13 protein-coding genes, 1 tRNA gene and 1 pseudogene are annotated in these 16876 nt (G+C 59.2%); 1 reads left to right on the top strand and 14 read right to left on the bottom strand.

The window, feature by feature from the left end:
• Positions 1-43 precede the first annotated feature (43 nt).
• From OZX74_RS01560 to dapE, 13 genes and pseudogenes are all read right to left on the bottom strand, one after another.
• Complete coding sequence (locus tag OZX74_RS01560; RefSeq protein ID WP_277157373.1) at positions 44-826, bottom strand: HNH endonuclease family protein; 783 nt, start codon at positions 824-826, stop codon at positions 44-46.
• A 346-nt stretch (positions 827-1172) separates the two neighbouring features.
• Positions 1173-1868, bottom strand: a complete 696-nt coding sequence (gene rplA, locus OZX74_RS01555; protein WP_277156840.1) for a 50S ribosomal protein L1 — start codon at positions 1866-1868, stop codon at positions 1173-1175.
• Positions 1869-1881: 13 nt separating this feature from the next.
• Positions 1882-2310, bottom strand: a complete 429-nt coding sequence (gene rplK / locus OZX74_RS01550) for a 50S ribosomal protein L11 (protein WP_277146190.1) — start codon at positions 2308-2310, stop codon at positions 1882-1884.
• Positions 2311-2611: 301 nt separating this feature from the next.
• On the bottom strand, positions 2612-3505 hold the full coding sequence (nusG, locus tag OZX74_RS01545; RefSeq protein WP_277156839.1) for a transcription termination/antitermination protein NusG: 894 nt from the start codon (positions 3503-3505) through the stop codon (positions 2612-2614).
• A 30-nt stretch (positions 3506-3535) separates the two neighbouring features.
• The gene (secE, locus tag OZX74_RS01540) at positions 3536-3763 is read right to left on the bottom strand and encodes a preprotein translocase subunit SecE (protein ID WP_277156838.1); all 228 of its coding nucleotides are present in this window, start codon (positions 3761-3763) and stop codon (positions 3536-3538) included.
• 29 nt (positions 3764-3792) lie between these two features.
• Positions 3793-3868 (bottom strand) — tRNA-Trp (locus tag OZX74_RS01535).
• Positions 3869-4071: 203 nt separating this feature from the next.
• Complete coding sequence (locus OZX74_RS01530; RefSeq protein ID WP_277156837.1) at positions 4072-5277, bottom strand: pyridoxal phosphate-dependent aminotransferase; 1206 nt, start codon at positions 5275-5277, stop codon at positions 4072-4074.
• Between the two features lie 105 nt (positions 5278-5382).
• Positions 5383-6509, bottom strand: a pseudogene (proB, locus tag OZX74_RS01525) (glutamate 5-kinase).
• A gap of 72 nt (positions 6510-6581) precedes the next feature.
• The gene (obgE, locus tag OZX74_RS01520) at positions 6582-8291 is read right to left on the bottom strand and encodes a GTPase ObgE (RefSeq protein ID WP_277156836.1); all 1710 of its coding nucleotides are present in this window, start codon (positions 8289-8291) and stop codon (positions 6582-6584) included.
• A 265-nt stretch (positions 8292-8556) separates the two neighbouring features.
• On the bottom strand, positions 8557-8808 hold the full coding sequence (gene rpmA / locus OZX74_RS01515; protein WP_277146184.1) for a 50S ribosomal protein L27: 252 nt from the start codon (positions 8806-8808) through the stop codon (positions 8557-8559).
• 43 nt (positions 8809-8851) lie between these two features.
• Complete coding sequence (rplU, locus tag OZX74_RS01510; RefSeq protein ID WP_277156835.1) at positions 8852-9160, bottom strand: 50S ribosomal protein L21; 309 nt, start codon at positions 9158-9160, stop codon at positions 8852-8854.
• Positions 9161-9389: 229 nt separating this feature from the next.
• Positions 9390-12503: an Rne/Rng family ribonuclease gene (locus OZX74_RS01505; RefSeq protein WP_277156834.1), complete on the bottom strand. Its 3114-nt coding sequence runs from the start codon at positions 12501-12503 to the stop codon at positions 9390-9392.
• Between the two features lie 293 nt (positions 12504-12796).
• Entirely contained in the window at positions 12797-13984 is a 1188-nt protein-coding gene (gene dapE, locus OZX74_RS01500; protein WP_277156833.1) for a succinyl-diaminopimelate desuccinylase, read from the bottom strand.
• Between the two features lie 282 nt (positions 13985-14266).
• Here dapE and OZX74_RS01495 point away from each other — a divergent pair, with 282 nt between their 5' ends.
• Positions 14267-15208, top strand: a complete 942-nt coding sequence (locus OZX74_RS01495) for an AEC family transporter (RefSeq protein ID WP_277156832.1) — start codon at positions 14267-14269, stop codon at positions 15206-15208.
• Between the two features lie 6 nt (positions 15209-15214).
• Here the strand turns inward: OZX74_RS01495 and OZX74_RS01490 are convergent, their stop codons facing one another.
• Entirely contained in the window at positions 15215-16849 is a 1635-nt protein-coding gene (locus OZX74_RS01490) for a Maf family protein (RefSeq protein WP_277156831.1), read from the bottom strand.
• Between the last annotated feature and the right edge of the window lie 27 nt (positions 16850-16876).

Below are 16876 nucleotides of genomic sequence, written 5' to 3'. Positions count from 1 at the left end.
TGTTTTCACCGCTTTCCCCGCATGGTTCGCAATGCTTCCTCTCCTACTGCCTTGGGATCTCTTGAGTGGGACAGGTTCGCAGAACCTTGGAAATGGCTTGCTTTTCAGGAGTGGTGACGGAAAGGCCATATTTTCGCTTGACGCCGACCTGACGGGCGACATAGGTACAGCGGAACTTGCGATTCGACGGCAACCAGTAGGCAGCGGATGCCGATCCCTTCTGCTGGTTGGCAGGACCGTCGACGGCCAGCAGATTATAGGCATCGTTGCCGTATCGCTGTTTTGTGGCCGCATCCCACTTGCTCGCCCCCGACTGCCACGCGTTCTCCAAGGCGACCACATGGTCGATCTGCACAGCCGCGCTCGTATGCTTTCCACGTATGAAACGGACGGACTTGCCAGTATACGGTTCCTGCAAGACGCCGGTCTTGACCTGGCAGGCACTTGGCCTCTTGTACCTCACCCCGGTCATATCCCTTTTGAGAATGTCGTCGCGGATGGTGCAGCCGTCACCGTCATCATCGGTGGTGTTGTATCCGAACGAATTCCTGTCGTAACCACGCGTGCTGGGGTGATCATCCACAGGTAGCGTCGCCAACGCCTGCGCCACCGGCCCCGTAGCGACGTACTGACCCGTTATCTGCGCCAGTGGCGTGCTCACTTTGGGCAGCACGAGCCCGAAGCCGACGCCGATAAGGCAGGCAGCCAACAGCAACACCAGGAATCTCGTCAGCAGACTGTCTCGATTGATCCATCGCCGTCGAAAATGGTCGTTACGACCCCTTCTGCCACGTCGAACAGTCCGATGGCCGTAGTTGTCGGGCATCGGCTGGAACGCCCCTCCAACATGCCAAATCATCATTCTTCGCCAGACTCCTTCCCGATTTGCTCCTGCAGTCGATACACAACGTAATACTTACGCCATCGATGATTCAGGAATAAAGGAAAACGGAAGAAAAAGCAAGAGCCAAAGGCCACTTTGCCCAAAAAATCAAGATTTCTTGATATTCCGTTTCAATGAAAAGGAACGAGAAAAAACAATAAAAAGGAAACGGGCTAAAACGTGCTCAACGCACAAAGGCACGCATACACAAAAACAAAGTTGCCCGATACCTCTTTCGAAGTATCGGGCAACTTATTGATTCAACTACGCTTTATGCGCTTTTCACACTTCAGGAAAGCGGAGCGAGGTCCAGCGGAACGCCGGGGCCCATCGTCGAGGTGAGTGTCGCCTTGGAGATGTAGCGGCCCTTCACGGTGGAAGGACGCAGACGCTTGATCTCTGCGGCCACAGCCTGGAAGTTCTCTTCCAGAGCCTTCTGATCGAAGGACTTCTTGCCGATGATGAACGACAGGTTGCCGTTCTTGTCGACGCGGAACTCGATCTTGCCGCCCTTGATGTCCTTGACAGCCTTGGCCACATCCATGGTCACGGTGCCGGTCTTCGGGTTCGGCATGAGGCCACGAGGGCCGAGCACGCGGCCTAAACGGCCGACCTTGCCCATCATGTCGGGGGTTGCGACCACGGCATCAAAGTCGAGGAAGCCGCCCTGCACCTTGGCGACCATGTCGTCGTCACCGACCATGTCGGCTCCGGCTTCGGCTGCTTCGGTGGCCTTCGGGCCACGTGCGAACACGAGGACCGTTGCGGTCTTGCCGGTGCCGTTCGGGAGGTTGACCACGCCACGGACCAGCTGGTCCGCCTTGCGAGGGTCGACGCCCAGGCGATAGGTGGCTTCGATGGTCTCATCGAAACCGCGTGCAGGCATGCTCTTCAGCAGAGCGATTGCCTCGGAAGCGGTGTACAGATTGCTGCCGTCGACCTTTTCGGCCGATTCACGATATTTCTTGGAATGTTTGTTAGCCATCTGTTTGCCTCCCTCAGCCTTCGACCGTGATGCCCATCGAACGGGCGGTGCCCGCGATGATCTTCATTCCGGCCTCGACGTCACGAGCGGACAGATCGGCCATCTTGGTCTCGGCGATCTCACGGACCTGTGCCGAGGTGACAGTTCCGACCTTGTGGGTCAGCGGGTTGTCGGTGCCCTTCTTCAAACCAGCGGCCTTGAGCAGAAGTGCTGCGGCCGGCGGGGTCTTCAGAACGTAATCGAACGAGCGATCCTCGTAGACGGTGATTTCGACAGGAACAACCTGTCCCATCTTGTCTTTCGTCGCTTCGTTGTAGGACTTGCAGAAGTCCATGATGTTGACGCCATGCGAACCGAGAGCAGGACCGAGCGGCGGCGCAGGATTGGCCTTGCCGGCCTCAATCTGCAGCTTGATCAGCGCAGTGACCTTTTTTCCAGCCATAGAAATGGCTCCTTTTCATTGTCCGTGCGGTACTTACGGTCGCCCACGACACCCTGCGATATATCGAAAAACCTTGGTATATCAAGTGTCACGGGTCTCCTCCCGCAACTGATATTGCTTCTGCTGTGCTAGCGGGTCTCCCCTCCAGACACAAGCTTTCTTATTATCCCAAGTAAGCCCGACAATAACGATGCTGATTCAGTAATCATTATTACTCAAATCAGTAACAACAACCCTGATACAACGATGCCGCAGATCTTGCGACCTGCGGCATCATACTTAACAACTCAATGAATCGAAATCAGACAATCTTCTCGACTTGGCTGAAACCGAGCTCGACCGGCGTGTCACGGCCGAAGATGGAAACCAGCACGGTGAGCTTCTGCGTAGTGGGCTCGACGTCGGAAACCGCACCGGCCATCGTGGCGAATGGTCCGTCGATGACGGTGACCTGATCGCCGACCTTGTAGGAGACTTCGACCGTACGCTTCTTGGCAGCGGCAGGCTTGTCGCCCGCCTCCTTGAGCGCCTCGGAAGCAATCATCGGGGCCATCATCTTGACGACGTCCTTGCGGCTCAAGGGTGCAGGATCCTTGGTGGGTCCCACGAATCCGGTGACGCCTTCCGTCTCGCGGACGATACGGCGAGCGTTCTCGTCAGGCCACATGCGGATGAGCACATAACCGGGCACACGCACGCGGGTGACAACTTTCTTGCCTTTGTCGGTATGCTTCTCGACTTCTTCCATCGGCACTTCAATCTGGAAGATCTGGTCTTCAAGGCCGAAGCTCTGGATACGGGACTCGACGTTGGCCTTCACGCGCTTTTCATAGCCCGAATAAGTATGAAGTACATACCACTTTCCGTCCAGACCGCGCAAGCTCTTGGAGAATTCCTTGACAGCCTTGGCACCGGCATCGTCAGCATCCTCGCCTTCAGCAGTAGCCGCTGTGTCAGCATCCGCTTTGCTATCCGTGTCATCGGTTGCTTCGGCAGCGCCTTCAGCCACCTCAGAACCTTCAGTGGAAACCACGTCTGCGGAATCGTCGGAAGCCTTTTCGGTTTCTCCCGCGTTCTCGATACCGGCAACGGCGTCAACGGCCGCGCTATCAACGCTGGAAGCCGCCGCAGCCTGATCGCCGTCCGGCAAATCAGGCAACGCATCCAAGCCCTCGAGATTTACTTCATTATCCATGCTTTTAGTCACCTTTAAAATTGTCTACGCTCAGCCAAAGATCCAAAGAGTCAATTTGCCGAGACCAAAATCCATACCCGTGACGAGAGCCATCAGCAGCACCACAAAGATAAACACTGCAACCGACCAGCCGGCCAGCTCTTTGGCAGTAGGCGTGACAACCTTACGCAGCTCGTCGATAACCTGCTTGATGAACAAACCGATACGCATGAAAATGTTCGGCTTGACGCTCTCTTCAGACTCTTGTGCCTTCGCCATATCCGTCCTTCGTTCGGCTTGTGATTACTTGGCAGGGAAGGCGGGACTCGAACCCACAACCTACGGTTTTGGAGACCGTTGCGCTACCAATTGCGCCACTTCCCTAGGTGAACTCTGTCTACGATACTCGAAGCACGAGACCACGTGGCATAAACCGCCGAAAAAACAGTGTAGCCTTTTTTCGTGGTTTCGTCCACTCCTCGTGTCGCAGCAAGACCAATTGTGCCGCACCCAAAGAAGGTCCTGGTCCGCCTAATCTCGGGTAGCCATTCAGATTTTCAACTGATCTCACGTAAAACGATATGATTTCAGCCAACCCATTGCTTGAAACGGCGCATGCCCTCAGCCAAGTCATCATCGTCAAGCGCATACGAGAAACGCAGGAAACCGGGAGCGCCGAACCCTTCTCCGGGAACGGCTGCGACGTGGGCTTCGTCGAGCAACAACCCAGCCAGATCGGAAGAGGTCTTGGCGACGCTTCCGCTCTTGCCAAGCGGGCGATTGAGCAGCGCAGTGACATCGGCGAACGCATAGAACGCACCTTTGGGAGTGCGACAGGTCACCCCGTCGACGGCGTTGAGACCGGCGACGATGGCCTTGCGACGCTTGTCGAACGCCTTGCGCATCATGGCGACCGCGTCAAGCGAACCGGAAACCGCCGTAAACGCTGCCTGCTGGCAGACGTCGGCGACATTGGAGGTCATGTGGCCCTGTAGCTTGGCGGCGGCCTTGGCCACCGGAACCGAACCGATGAGCCAGCCGACACGCCAACCGGTCATGGCGTAGGTCTTGGCCACACCGTTCAAAACGATGAGCTGGTCGCGGACTTCCGGCACCACGGCGCCGATGTACGCGGTCTTCTCGCCGTCGTACGTGAGGTGTTCGTAGATTTCGTCGCTCAGGATCCAGATGTGATGCTCTAAAGCCCACTGCCCCACGGCCCGCAACGTTTCTTCGCCCCAAACCGCACCTGTCGGATTCGAAGGGGTGTTGATGAAGATGGCCTTGGTACGTGGGGTGCGCGCGGCCTCAAGCGCCTCGACGGTTGGTTCGAATCCGTTCTCCGCACCGCTGAAAACGATGACCGGCTTGCCGCCGGCAAGTTTCACGGCCTCGGGATAGGTGGTCCAATAGGGGGCAGGAATAATGACTTCGTCGCCGGGATTGACAATGATCTGGAGCGCCTCATACACGGCCTGCTTGCCGCCATTGGTCACTACTACCTGGTCGGGCGAAACCTCATAGCCAGAATCGCGCAACGTCTTCTCGGCGATGGCCTTTCGCAACTGCGGCAGGCCCGGGGTCGGAGTGTAACGATGGTTCTTCGGATCGCGGCATGCCGCGGCGGCCGCCTCGACGACGTAATCGGGAGTCGGGAAATTCGGCTCGCCCGCACCATAACTGATGACATTGACGCCCGCGGCCTTCATCGCCTTCGCCTTGGAATCCACGGCCAGCGTGGCGCTCGGTGCCACGGAATTCACACGATCACTCAACGTCTGCCACTCTGCCATTTTTATCTCCCACGTTTCTCGGTATGTTTTCCCACCACCAGACTAGACCGCTGTGGCGAATTGGTGTATCCGATAGACAAAAACTGAGACGAGAAATGGGAAGGATTACAGCAAGACCAGATTATCGCGGTGAACCAAAGGATGGGCGTATTCCTCGCCGAGCAGGCGCCTGAGCTGGGAGGTGTCGCGGCCGAGAGTGTGCGGAATCTCATCGGAATCGAAACTGGAGAGGCCTTTGGCGATATGATTGCCTTCTTCGTCGTCGATCCAAACGGGGTCGCCGGAGGAAAACTCGCCGTGGACTTCAAGTACGCCGGCGGCAAGCAGGCTGGCCTTGCCTCCGAGCACCGCTTTGATTGCGCCTTTGTCACCAACCAGCGAACCGCGCGGATTCGCGGCAAAACCAATCCACAGGCGGCGTGAGGAATCGCGGTGAGCGGCCGGTGCGAAGGCCGTTCCGGTCGGCTTGCCACCCAACGCATCGGCCACATTCCCCGCGCTGGTCAACACCACGGGGATTCCGGAGCTGACCGCTATCCGTGCCGCCTCGAGCTTGGTCACCATACCGCCACTGCCCACTCCGGACGAGCTGCCACCCACGGAAACCTCGTCCAGGATCTCATCGACGTCTGGCACGAAACCGACCCGTCTGGCATTTGGCTTGGAAGGCGGAGCAGTGTACAGGCCGTCGATGTCAGTGAGCAGGACCAAGGCGTCCGCACGTACCAGATTGGCCACCAGCGTGGAAAGTCGATCGTTGTCGCCGAAACGAATCTCATTGGTCGCCAACGCATCGTTTTCGTTGACAATCGGCACCACGTCAAGGTCGAGCAGCCGGCGCAACGTGCGCTGTGCGTTACGATAACGCGAAGCGTGCATCGTATCGTCGCCAGTCAGCAGAATCTGACCGACACGGACACCGAAACGCGCGAAACCCGTCTCATAATGCTGCATCAGGATGCCCTGCCCAACCGACGCCGCCGCCTGCTGGGTCGAAACATCCTTGGGCCGCGTCGAAAAACCCAACGGTCCGAATCCGGTGGCAATGGCGCCAGAAGACACCAGGACCACGCGCGTGCCCTTGCTGGCCGCATGGCCAATACCTCGACCAATGCGTCGACCTTGCCTGTGTCAAGATGGCCGGAAGACTTGGTCAGCGAGCTGGAACCGACCTTGACCACCACGGTCCGCGCGTTCGCCACCGCAGCTCGTACCTTTGCTTCCGTCTGCATTCCGGTCTCCGACATTTCAGCCACGCTTCGTTATCATCTTTCCATTACCACTCAAAAACCGCCGTATGAAGCTTATTTTTCAGTGGTTTCCTGCTCATCGAAATCGTCGTCGCCGTGGCCACCGAGAATCGCGTGCTCGTCGTGCCGATCGTCGTCAACGCTCGGATCGGCCCAGTGACCGGCCGTTCGTTCCTGACGCATCGCCTCGCGCACGGCGGTTTTGGCGTCCATCATCTCGTGATACTGGCGACGGCGTTCGGCGTTGGTGCGGCGACGGACACGGTTGCCGTCGGATCCGTCATCGAGACGCAGATCCTTGCCACGGGCACCCAATTGGGCACCATCCAGCATTTCCGCGCCGGCGGCGATGGTCGGATCCCAATCGAAAGCGACCGCATTCTCGCCCTTGCCGATGCGTACCTCGTCGCCGGGCTTGGCTCCATGGCGACGCAGCTCGTCCTCGACACCCAAGCCGGCCAGACGGTCGGCGAGATAGCCCACGGCCTCGTCGTTGTCGAAATTGGTCTGACGCACCCAACGTTCCGGCTTCGCACCGGTGACGGTGAACCACACCGCTCCCCTGCGGTTGCTTTCGCGCTCGACGGCGAAATCAAGCGAGGTGCCACGCTCGTCATCGGCACGACGGCGACGACGCGCCGGCTGCTCCAACGGCTTGATGACCACACGCTCTTCGTCGCGCTCGGCTTCTTCGCGGGCCAGCTTTGCGCGCAGCTCGGTCACCATCTTGCCCAGAGCGTAACCGAGTTCCTTCAAGCCCTCGTGCGATGCGGTGGAGACGATGAAGGTCTTCAGCCCCAACTTCTCGAACTCCGGGCGCACGAATTCCGCGAGTTCCTTGGCCTCAGGCACGTCGGCCTTGTTGAGGACGATGACGCGCGGGCGTTCGGGAATCGGGATGACGCCAAGCGGCAGTTTGAGCTTGGCGGCATACTTCGCCAGTTCGTCTTCCAAGGCGTGATAGTCGGAAATCGGATCACGGTCCGGCTCCAACGTGGCGCAATCGATGACGTGCGCGATGATTTCGGTGCGCTCGATATGGCGCAGGAACTCGAGGCCGAGCCCCTTGCCCTCCGAGGCTCCGGGAATCAGACCCGGCACGTCAGCGATGGTATAGCGGTATTCCTCGAGCTTCACCACACCGAGGTTCGGTACGAGCGTGGTGAACGGATAATCAGCGATCTTCGGTTTCGCAGCGCTCATCGCGGCGATCAGGCTGGATTTGCCTGCGGAGGGGAAGCCCACCAACGCCACGTCGGCGATGGATTTGAGCTCCAGAATCACGTCGCGTTCCTCACCCGGTTCACCGAGCAACGCGAATCCGGGGGCACGACGTGTCTTGTTGGCCAGCGCGGCGTTGCCCAAACCGCCCATGCCGCCCGCAGCGGCGACGAACCGGTCACCGGCATGACGCAGATCAGCCAGCTCGCGGCCGGGGTGCTTGGCCTTGCCCTGCGCACCTTTGGCCTCGAAAATCACGGTTCCCGGCGGGACCGGCAGCACTACGTCGGCGCCTTTCGAGCCGTCTTTGGTGTCGCCCAATCCCATCGTGCCGCTCTCGGCCCTGCGATGCGGGACGAAACGATAGTCGAGCAGGTTGTTCGCGTTCGCGTCGGCCACGAAGATGACGGAACCGCCGTCCCCGCCGTTGCCGCCGTTCGGCCCGGCCAGCGGCTTGTACTTCTCGCGCTTAACGCCTGCGGACCCGTTGCCGCCGTCGCCGCCCTTGACATGGACGGTCACTCTATCTACAAAGTCTGTCATAGTTCCTTACCTTACCGATGGGTATTCATCTTCGCATACCCCCGGCGACGAACCTGGGGAATTATCGTTTTGGGCAAAAAGCCAAGCGATAACCCGATACGCCATAAACGCATTACATCTTGAAGTCTTCGAAGCGATTGCTTGATGCACGCCCATTGCCGCTTGGACCGCCGACACACCGTCAATAATCCTACCAACAATCAAAAAGGCCGCACCCCCTCTGGAGATACGACCTATTGATGAAAAAGCTACTTAGCTTGGCTTCTCACTCGGCGACTACGTCGACAACCTTGCGATCGCGGCGAACGCCGAACTTCACGTTGCCGTCGGACAGCGCGAACAAGGTGTGATCCTTGCCGGTGCCGACGTTCTGGCCGGCGTGGAACTTGGTGCCACGCTGACGAACGATGATGTTGCCGGCGACGACAGCCTCGCCACCAAACTTCTTGACGCCAAGGTATTGCGCGCTCGAATCGCGACCGTTGCGGGAAGCGGATGCGCCCTTCTTATGTGCCATTGTCTGTTCCTTTCAGGCTTTGATTGCTCTTACGCTACCGAAATCAGGCGATTGCCGTGATCTTGACAACGGAAAGCGGCTGACGATGACCCTTGCGACGGGCGACACCAGTCTTGTTCTTGAACTTCTGAATGTTGATCTTCGGACCCTTGGCCTCATCGTCAACGACTTCAGCCTTGACGGAAACCTTGGCAAGATCCTTGGCGTTCAGCGTCACCTTGGCGCCATCGACCACGAGCGCGACCGGGAATTCCACGGTATCGCCCTTCTTCGCATTGAGACGGTTAACCAGGATAACGTCACCGACCTCGACCTTTTCCTGATGGCCACCGGCCTTCACAATCGCGTACATATCTCGTTCCTTGCTATTTCGAAAGCTAAACTGCCCAGCACGTCTTCGACTTCCACGGCCAGACACCAGTCTTTTAGAGTACACCGACCCACGTACTAACGTCAATCCATACTAACGGTATGTCCCTACGTTGCACGTGGCCTGGGGTGTTGTGTTCCCAATTTCACAAAAGACAAGTGAAAGCGAAACCGGGAACGTAGCTTTATTACCGTATTATTTCAGCGTAATTTCAGCTTTTGTCGGCCGAAGAATCAGCAGAAGATTCGGAAGACGAATCAGCAGACGAATCCGAATCGGACCCTTCTTCCTTTTCCTCGTCGTTGGCCGCCACCGCAGCCGCGGCGATCTGCGCGAGTTTGGCCTTGACCGCCGGGCTGGAACCCTTCGGCGCCTGCACCTCGGGAGTACTGCCGTGGCCGTGTTTGTTGGTGTGGACGAACGGGTCGCCACCCTTCATCGCATATGGATCGGCGAAATCTGCGGAAATCGTGGGCTCGTCATGGAGGATGAAGCCGCGGCCCTTGCAGGTCGGGCACTCCTCGCTGAACGCTTCCACCAAGCCCTGGCCGATGCGCTTGCGGGTCATCTGCACAAGCCCAAGCGAGGTGACCTCGGCGACCTGATGCTTGGTGCGGTCGCGCGCGAGGCACTCGACCAGACGGCGCAGCACGAGGTCGCGGTTGGCGGGCATCACCATGTCGACGTAATCGATCATGATCATGCCGCCGATGTCGCGCAGACGCAGCTGACGGGCGATTTCCTCGCTCGCCTCGAGATTGCAGCGGGTGACCGTCTCCTCAAGCGACTTGCCCTTGCCGATGAACCGGCCGGTGTTGACGTCGATGGTAGTCATGGCCTCAGTGCGGTCGATGACGATCGAACCGCCGCTCGGGAGGTAGACCTGCCGTTCCATGCCCTTGCGAAGCTGGGAGTCGATCTGCCACTTATCGAACACGTCCTTGCCCTGATGCTCCTCGGGATCCCACTTTTCGAGGCGATCTTTAAGGTCGGGAGCCATAGTGTCGAGGTATTCCTCGATGCGTTCGTAGACGGTGTCGCCTTCGACGATAAGCTTGGAGAAATCATCGTTGAAGATGTCGCGCACCACGCGGATGGCGACGTCGGGCTCGCCCTGCAGGAGCTTGGCGCGCTTGCCGTTGTGATAGAGCTTGCGCTTGTCCTCGATCTTCTGCCACTGGCGCTTGAGGTTCTCGAGGTCCTTCTTCAGCGCGTCCTCGCTGGCCCCTTCGGCCGCGGTGCGGATGATGACGCCCATATCCTTCGGGGCGATCTTGGAAACGATGGACTTCAGGCGACCGCGTTCACGCTCGGGCAGCTTACGGCTCACGCCGGTCATGCCGCCGGAGGGAACGAGCACGAGGAAACGACCTGCAAGCGTAACCTGCGAGGTCAGACGCGCGCCCTTGTGACCGATCGGGTCCTTGGTGACCTGTACGAGCACCGGATCGCCGGACTTGAAGGCGAGTTCGATGCGGCGCGGCTGGCCTTCCAGACGCGTGGCATCCCAATTGACCTCACCGGCGTAAAGCACGCCGTTGCGCGGCTGGCCGATGTCGACGAACGCGGCCTCCATGCTGGGTAGCACGTTCTGCACGCGGCCCAGGTAGATATTGCCGACAGTGGCGACCTCCTGGATATCGGAGACATAATGCTCGACGAGCACGTTGTCTTCGATTACGGAAATCTGGGTATGCTGGCCACGCTCGCGCACGACCATCAAGCGGTCGACGTTCTCGCGGCGGGCGAGGAAGTCCTGCTCAATCAGCTGGTTCTGGCGGCTGCGTTCACGTCGGTTGTCGCGGCGACGTTGCTTCTTGGCCTCGAGACGCGTGGAACCTTCGATGTCGGTGATTTCGTCGATATACTGCTGCTTGCGGCTGCGACGCGAGGTGGAGCGCGATGACGAATCGCGAGCGCTTTCGCTATCGTCACCCTTGGAGCCACGGTGACGACGGCGGCGACGGGTCAGCGGCTGCTCGGCGTTGTCCTCGTCGGATTCGCGCCTGCGACGGCGTGTCTCGCCACGACTCGACGAATCTTCATCGCGCTCGCCGCGTGAGCCACGAGAGCGACTACTGCGGCTTTCGTTCTCGTCTTCCTCATCCTCGTCATCATCACGCTCACTGCGACCGGAACCGCGTCCACTTCGAGTACGACGCGAACTGCGCTCGTTTGAACGTTCACTGCCTCGCCCTCGGCGCGAACGCGCTTCGGACTGTTCGGCTTCAACGTCATCAATCGGACGATAGATGATGTCATCGTCTTCGAGGTCTTCCTCAATCTGCTCAACCTCGTCGGCGGCATGACGCTCTTCGGCATTGAGCCTACGACGGCGATGCGTGCGGCGCTCGGTGCGCTCGGCAGCTTCCTCATCATAAATATCGTCATCAATATCCGACCGGCGCGAACGACGGGAAACACGCGGGGAATTCTCATGGTCATCCTCGTAATCGCGATTGCGACCATTGGCTTTGCCGCGTCTTGAACTTGACCGGCCCCGACGCTCTTCCCGTTCTTCGTCCAAACGGTCATCGTCACGCTCAGCACCACGCCGCGAACGGTTGCCACGCCCGGAACGACGCGATCCGCTCTCGCCATCCTCACCATCCGCAGCTGCGCGGGAACGAGAACGCCGGCGAGGCGCTTCGCTTTCCCCATCATCCTCACCCACGCCGGGAAGCACAGGCTCCTGGAAAAGCAACGACGTCATCGGGCGAGGAGTGTGACGACTTTCGTGACCTTTGGGCAGTCCTTCGACGGCGTCAATGACACGATCCTCGGCAGTTTCGATGCCGGTTTGCGTTTTGGGTTCACCGGATGACACGGAATCGGCAGACCTGGTACGTGACCTTGCACCGCTCGCGCGGCGGCTACGGCTTGAGGAAGGAGCTTCGTTCGATCCATCCTCGGATTCTCCGCTTCTTGTATTTCTCCTGCGCGTTTGCGACTCCTCGTTCGAGTCTTCATCGCTACGAACACGACTACGTGTACGGGTTCTTCTCGTGCCGGATGCCGAAGTCGCGCCGCCACGCGAAGAAGAGACCGTTCCGCTGGCCCTCGTGCCTGGCGCTTCTACGCGTGCACCGGTTCCGTTTTCGTCGGGATTTTCCTCGTCTTTTGCCGATTTGGCGCTTTCGCGTTCCTCGACTTTCAACGCGACGTCGGCACCGGCGGCACCGGCACCACGAACTACACGACGACGAACCGTACGACGACGCGTCGCGGGCTCGTTATCCGCGGATGAGGACGAAGAAGGTAAATTGGTATCATTTTGTGTGGCGTCATCGGCTTGACCGACCCCGCCTCGGGTTACTCTGGGCACAATGCTCCTTGTCGACATGCTGCAACATGTCGGCTCTCTGGCCGTCTACGGCTCTCACACCACGCTCTCACCGCGGCCACGCAACAGTTGCGTTCGTAGTCGGCAATCTAAAAGTCATTACGTTCGTCACGGCGGACACCGGCACTCGCGGATTAGCACGCGAGGGGATCAACGCCATCGGAATTCGGCAACTTGCAGAATCACCAACCTTTATTATACGTCCATCGCGCGTCAATAGGACGCAAACCACGTAAATTGCCCGCGAAGCCTCCACCAAACAATCGATTGACCCGCTAACGCAACCAATCCTCAAGGATGTCGGTAAGCAACACGAGTTGGCTTTCCGGAATCTGTTCATCGGCCTTGTGCGCCAAAAGCGGGGAGCCGGCGCCGAGGTTGACGGCCGGGACGCCGATGGACGAGAAACGGGCGACATCGGTCCACCCGAGTTTGGCCTGCGGGGCAAGTCCCGTTTTCTGCTCGACCAAATCGGCCAGAGATCGCGCCAACGGAGCGTCCATGCCGGGACGTGCCGACGGCGATTCGTCCTTCATCTCGATATCGAAACCTTCGAACATGCCGCCGGTGGCCCTGTGCTCGCCGTTGCCCATCTCGGCCCCGGCATCGGTCCCCATCATCAACGCCTTGGCGGCCGGCAGATCCTTGTCAGGCGCGAAACGATAGTTGACGTGGATGCGGCACTCGTCGGGAATGACGTTGGTGCCTTTGCCGCCGGAGATAAGGGTGGCGTTGACGCCTTCGCGGTAGGTCAAGCCGTCCACCTCGACATCCTGCGGCACGTAGGCGGCGAGCCGGCCGAGGACTTCGGCGGCCTTGTGAATCGCGTTCTCCCCCATCCAGGCGCGGGCGGAATGCGCGGCGACACCGTGGGTGACCACGTCGAAACGCATGGTGCCGTTGCACCCGCCTTCGATGCCGCAATCGGTGGGTTCGCCGATGATGGCGAAATCGCCTTGTATCCAGTCGGGATGGGCACGCGCCACCTTGCCAAGGCCGTTCTTTTCGGCGACGACCTCCTCGTGGTCATAGAAAACGTAGGTCAGGTCATATTTCGGCGCGGTCATCGTGGCCGCAAGATAGAGCATCACCGCGTCGCTGGCCTTCATATCCGTCGCTCCGCGGCCGAACATCACGCGCTGGCCGGGATTCGCGCTCGCCACGTCGTCTCGGATACGCTTGTCCCCCGGCTCAAGCCAAAGCGGTGGGAAATTGTCGATGACAGGAACCGTGTCGAGGTGGCCGGCAAGCACGACCCGTTGCCCTCGCCCAAGCGAGGTGGACGCGACCACCGTATCGCCCAAACGATGAACGGTCAGATGCGACTGCTCGCGGAAGAACGCCTCGACCTCATCCGCGAGCGCCGTCTCGTCGTCGGAAACGGAATACGACCCCATCAATTCCTCGAACAGCCCATCCAGCGCGGCCTCGCGCGTGGATCCCTGCTTTATCATCAGACTCATGGTTTTATCCTAGCGAACCGGCGGCGAGATTTCACACATCCGCCAAATCCGGGACACGACCAGCATTCTCTAATTGTCAGCCCCCGATTGCGAAATCAAATAGATTCCCTACCGTTTGCCAAATTTTGTTTGATGTCGTCGGCCTATAATGTCCTCAAAATATATCGAACGATGGTTCCCTGCTGATTATGTTCTTGAGACGGGTCTTCACAAATCGCCGATCATGAGATTATATTAAGGAGGGCATGGTTTATGTAGGCCGCAGCCAAGGGAGAGAGATTCATGGGTTTGCTGAGCGCGATGCAGGGATTTGTGGTCATCGCCGTCATCATCGGAACCGGCTACGTGGCGGCGCGTTTCAACATCGGCGGCCCGAGCGCGCAGATGGTTCTGAACCGTTACGCGTTCTTCGTCACCAACCCGTTTTTGATGTTCGCAATCCTTTCCAAGGAACCGATTCTCGAAATCTTCCATCCTTCGATCATCGTTGCGTTCTTCTCCGCGCTGGCCGTGGGCTTGCTGTTTCTAATCCTGAACAAATTCTTCTATCACATGGGACCGGCCGACGCGACGGTTGGCGCGCTCAACTCGCTGTACCTGAACTCCAATAACATCGGCCTGCCGATCGCCACCTACATTTTGGGAAATGGGGCGCTGGTGGCACCGATCCTGGTGATGCAGCAGGCGATTTTCACGCCCATCGCGCTGACGGTCCTGGACTACACGACCACCGGCAAGATGTCGGTGAAGAAGGCGCTGATGCAGCCGCTGCATCAACCGCTGCTGATCGGCTCGCTGGGCGGCATCCTCGTCGCGGCCATCACCGCATGGATCGGCTACTACCCCATTCCGAAATTCATCTACGACCCGGTCAACATGATCGGACAGGCCGCGATTCCGATGATCCTGATGGCGTTCGGCATGTCGCTGCGCGGCACCAAACCGATGCAGAACAAGAGCTCGCGTTCCGCGGTCATCGGGGTGACGATCTTGAAGAACGTGGTGATGCCGTTCATCGCCTTCCTCATCGCCAAGTTCATCATGGGATTCACCGGCAAAGTGCTTTACGCCTGCGTCGTGCTCGCGGCGCTGCCGGCCGGCCAGAACGTCTACAATTACGCGGCCCGCTACAACGTCGGCATGACCTTCGCCCGCGACGGTGTGCTGATTTCCACGATTTCCAGCCCCATCATCATAGCCCTCATCGCCGCACTGTTGAGCTGAAAACCGTTACTTATTGCGATAATCGTTAGCCAGAATGTTGAGACGCCCGACGAAATGCGGCCAGTCAGCGTTCATCGCGGTCAACAGCTTGCGGTCGGGCACCTCGCCGACCGGAATCCACGCAATCTCCATGCTTTCGTCGTCGTTGGGGTGCGGGTTGACCTCATGCCCCGGCTTCTCGAAGGCGAAAACCGTGGTGTAGGCCCACGGGCCGTGCTCCTCACGATGCGTGCCGACAACCTCAATGTCCTCCGGGGTGATGTTGGCCTCCTCGTAACTTTCGCGCAACGCACCCTCGATCGGGCTCTCGCCGTCCGCGAGCGCACCGCCGGGAATGCCCCAAGTGCCGCCTTCCGCGCTCCACATCGCACGATGCTGCATGACAATATCGGTGACTTCGCCGGTTTCCTGGCTACGCCGGGCGAGCAACACGCCGGCGGCACCGTTCAGTCCCCAATGGCGACGTCCGCAGGCGCACTGTACCCAGCCATCGCCGGGCTGGTGAACGTTGTCTTTCGGCGGCACGATTGACGCGGCCTGCGCCTCGGCATCGGACTGCGTTTTGGCGGCCGCGGCCTTTGCCTTAGTCCTTGCAGATAGTGATGGCTCACCTGTATCAATATTCTCGGTATTCGGTTTCGTTTTTGTTGATGACGTTTCGATATCGTTATCAGCATTTTCGCCATTTAACGATACCGAAACCGCATCATTCTGCACTTTCAAGCCATCCGCAACTTGCGACGCAGCCTGCGATTGCATTCTTGTTGCAGCCACCTTGCCAAGACCGGTATTCCAAAGATCCGTCCACGCCACGCCCATACTCACGACCATGCGGCGTAGCAACGGCAGACTCAGACCGAGCACGCCGCTCGGGTCGCCCTCGACACCGTCGATGAAAGCGCCGCCGAGCCCCTCCAACGTAAAGCATCCCGCCACTTCCAACGGCTCGCCGGACGCGATGTACGCCTCGATATCTTGGTCGGAATAATCGCCGAAACGCACTATGGCGTGGCTGGATTCAAGCTTCTGCCGGCCGGTGGCGAAATCGATCAGGCAATGGCCGGTCCACAACTCGCCCGACTTGCCACGCATCGCACTCAGCCGTTCGCGGGCGACTTCCGGGGTGTGCGGCTTGCCCAGCGCAACACCCTCGAAAAGGAACATGGAATCGCAGCCGATGATCAGCGGGCCGACCTCGGCCACAGCGAATCCGGGATGCTCAGCCAACGCCTGCTTCATCGGCTTGGCTTCGACAGGCACTTCGACCGCTGAAAAATCGCGGGTCAGCGTTGTTATATCACCGTTTGCGGGTTTCGCCGTACCGGCATTGCGCCCGGCGTTATCATCGTTCCCCTCGGCTTCAAGAGGATAGGCGGTCATCTGCTCGCCGCTGGCACCGAGTGCGGCAGCGGCAACCTGCCGATAGGCCTGATAGACGCTCTGCGCCTTGGCCCGCGCCAGAATCATCACGCGCTGCTCGCAGCTCAAATCCTCGACGGCCACCCCACGAGCCTTCGCCTCGGCGGCCACCGCTGCAGGTTCATCAACATGCGAGACGTGGATGGTCGGGCTAATGCCGGCGGCATTGAGTACATTGCGCCGTGACGGCGACTGCGAGGCGAGAACCAAGGGAATCGACATAACACTCCAAACATTTCACCGGCCACA

It is taken from the genome of Bifidobacterium sp. ESL0798, from assembly GCF_029395415.1.
Classification (GTDB): Bacteria; Actinomycetota; Actinomycetes; order Actinomycetales; family Bifidobacteriaceae; genus Bifidobacterium.
The sequence above is the reverse complement of the archived record's forward strand: the minus strand, read 5'-3'. Positions and strand labels throughout refer to the sequence as shown.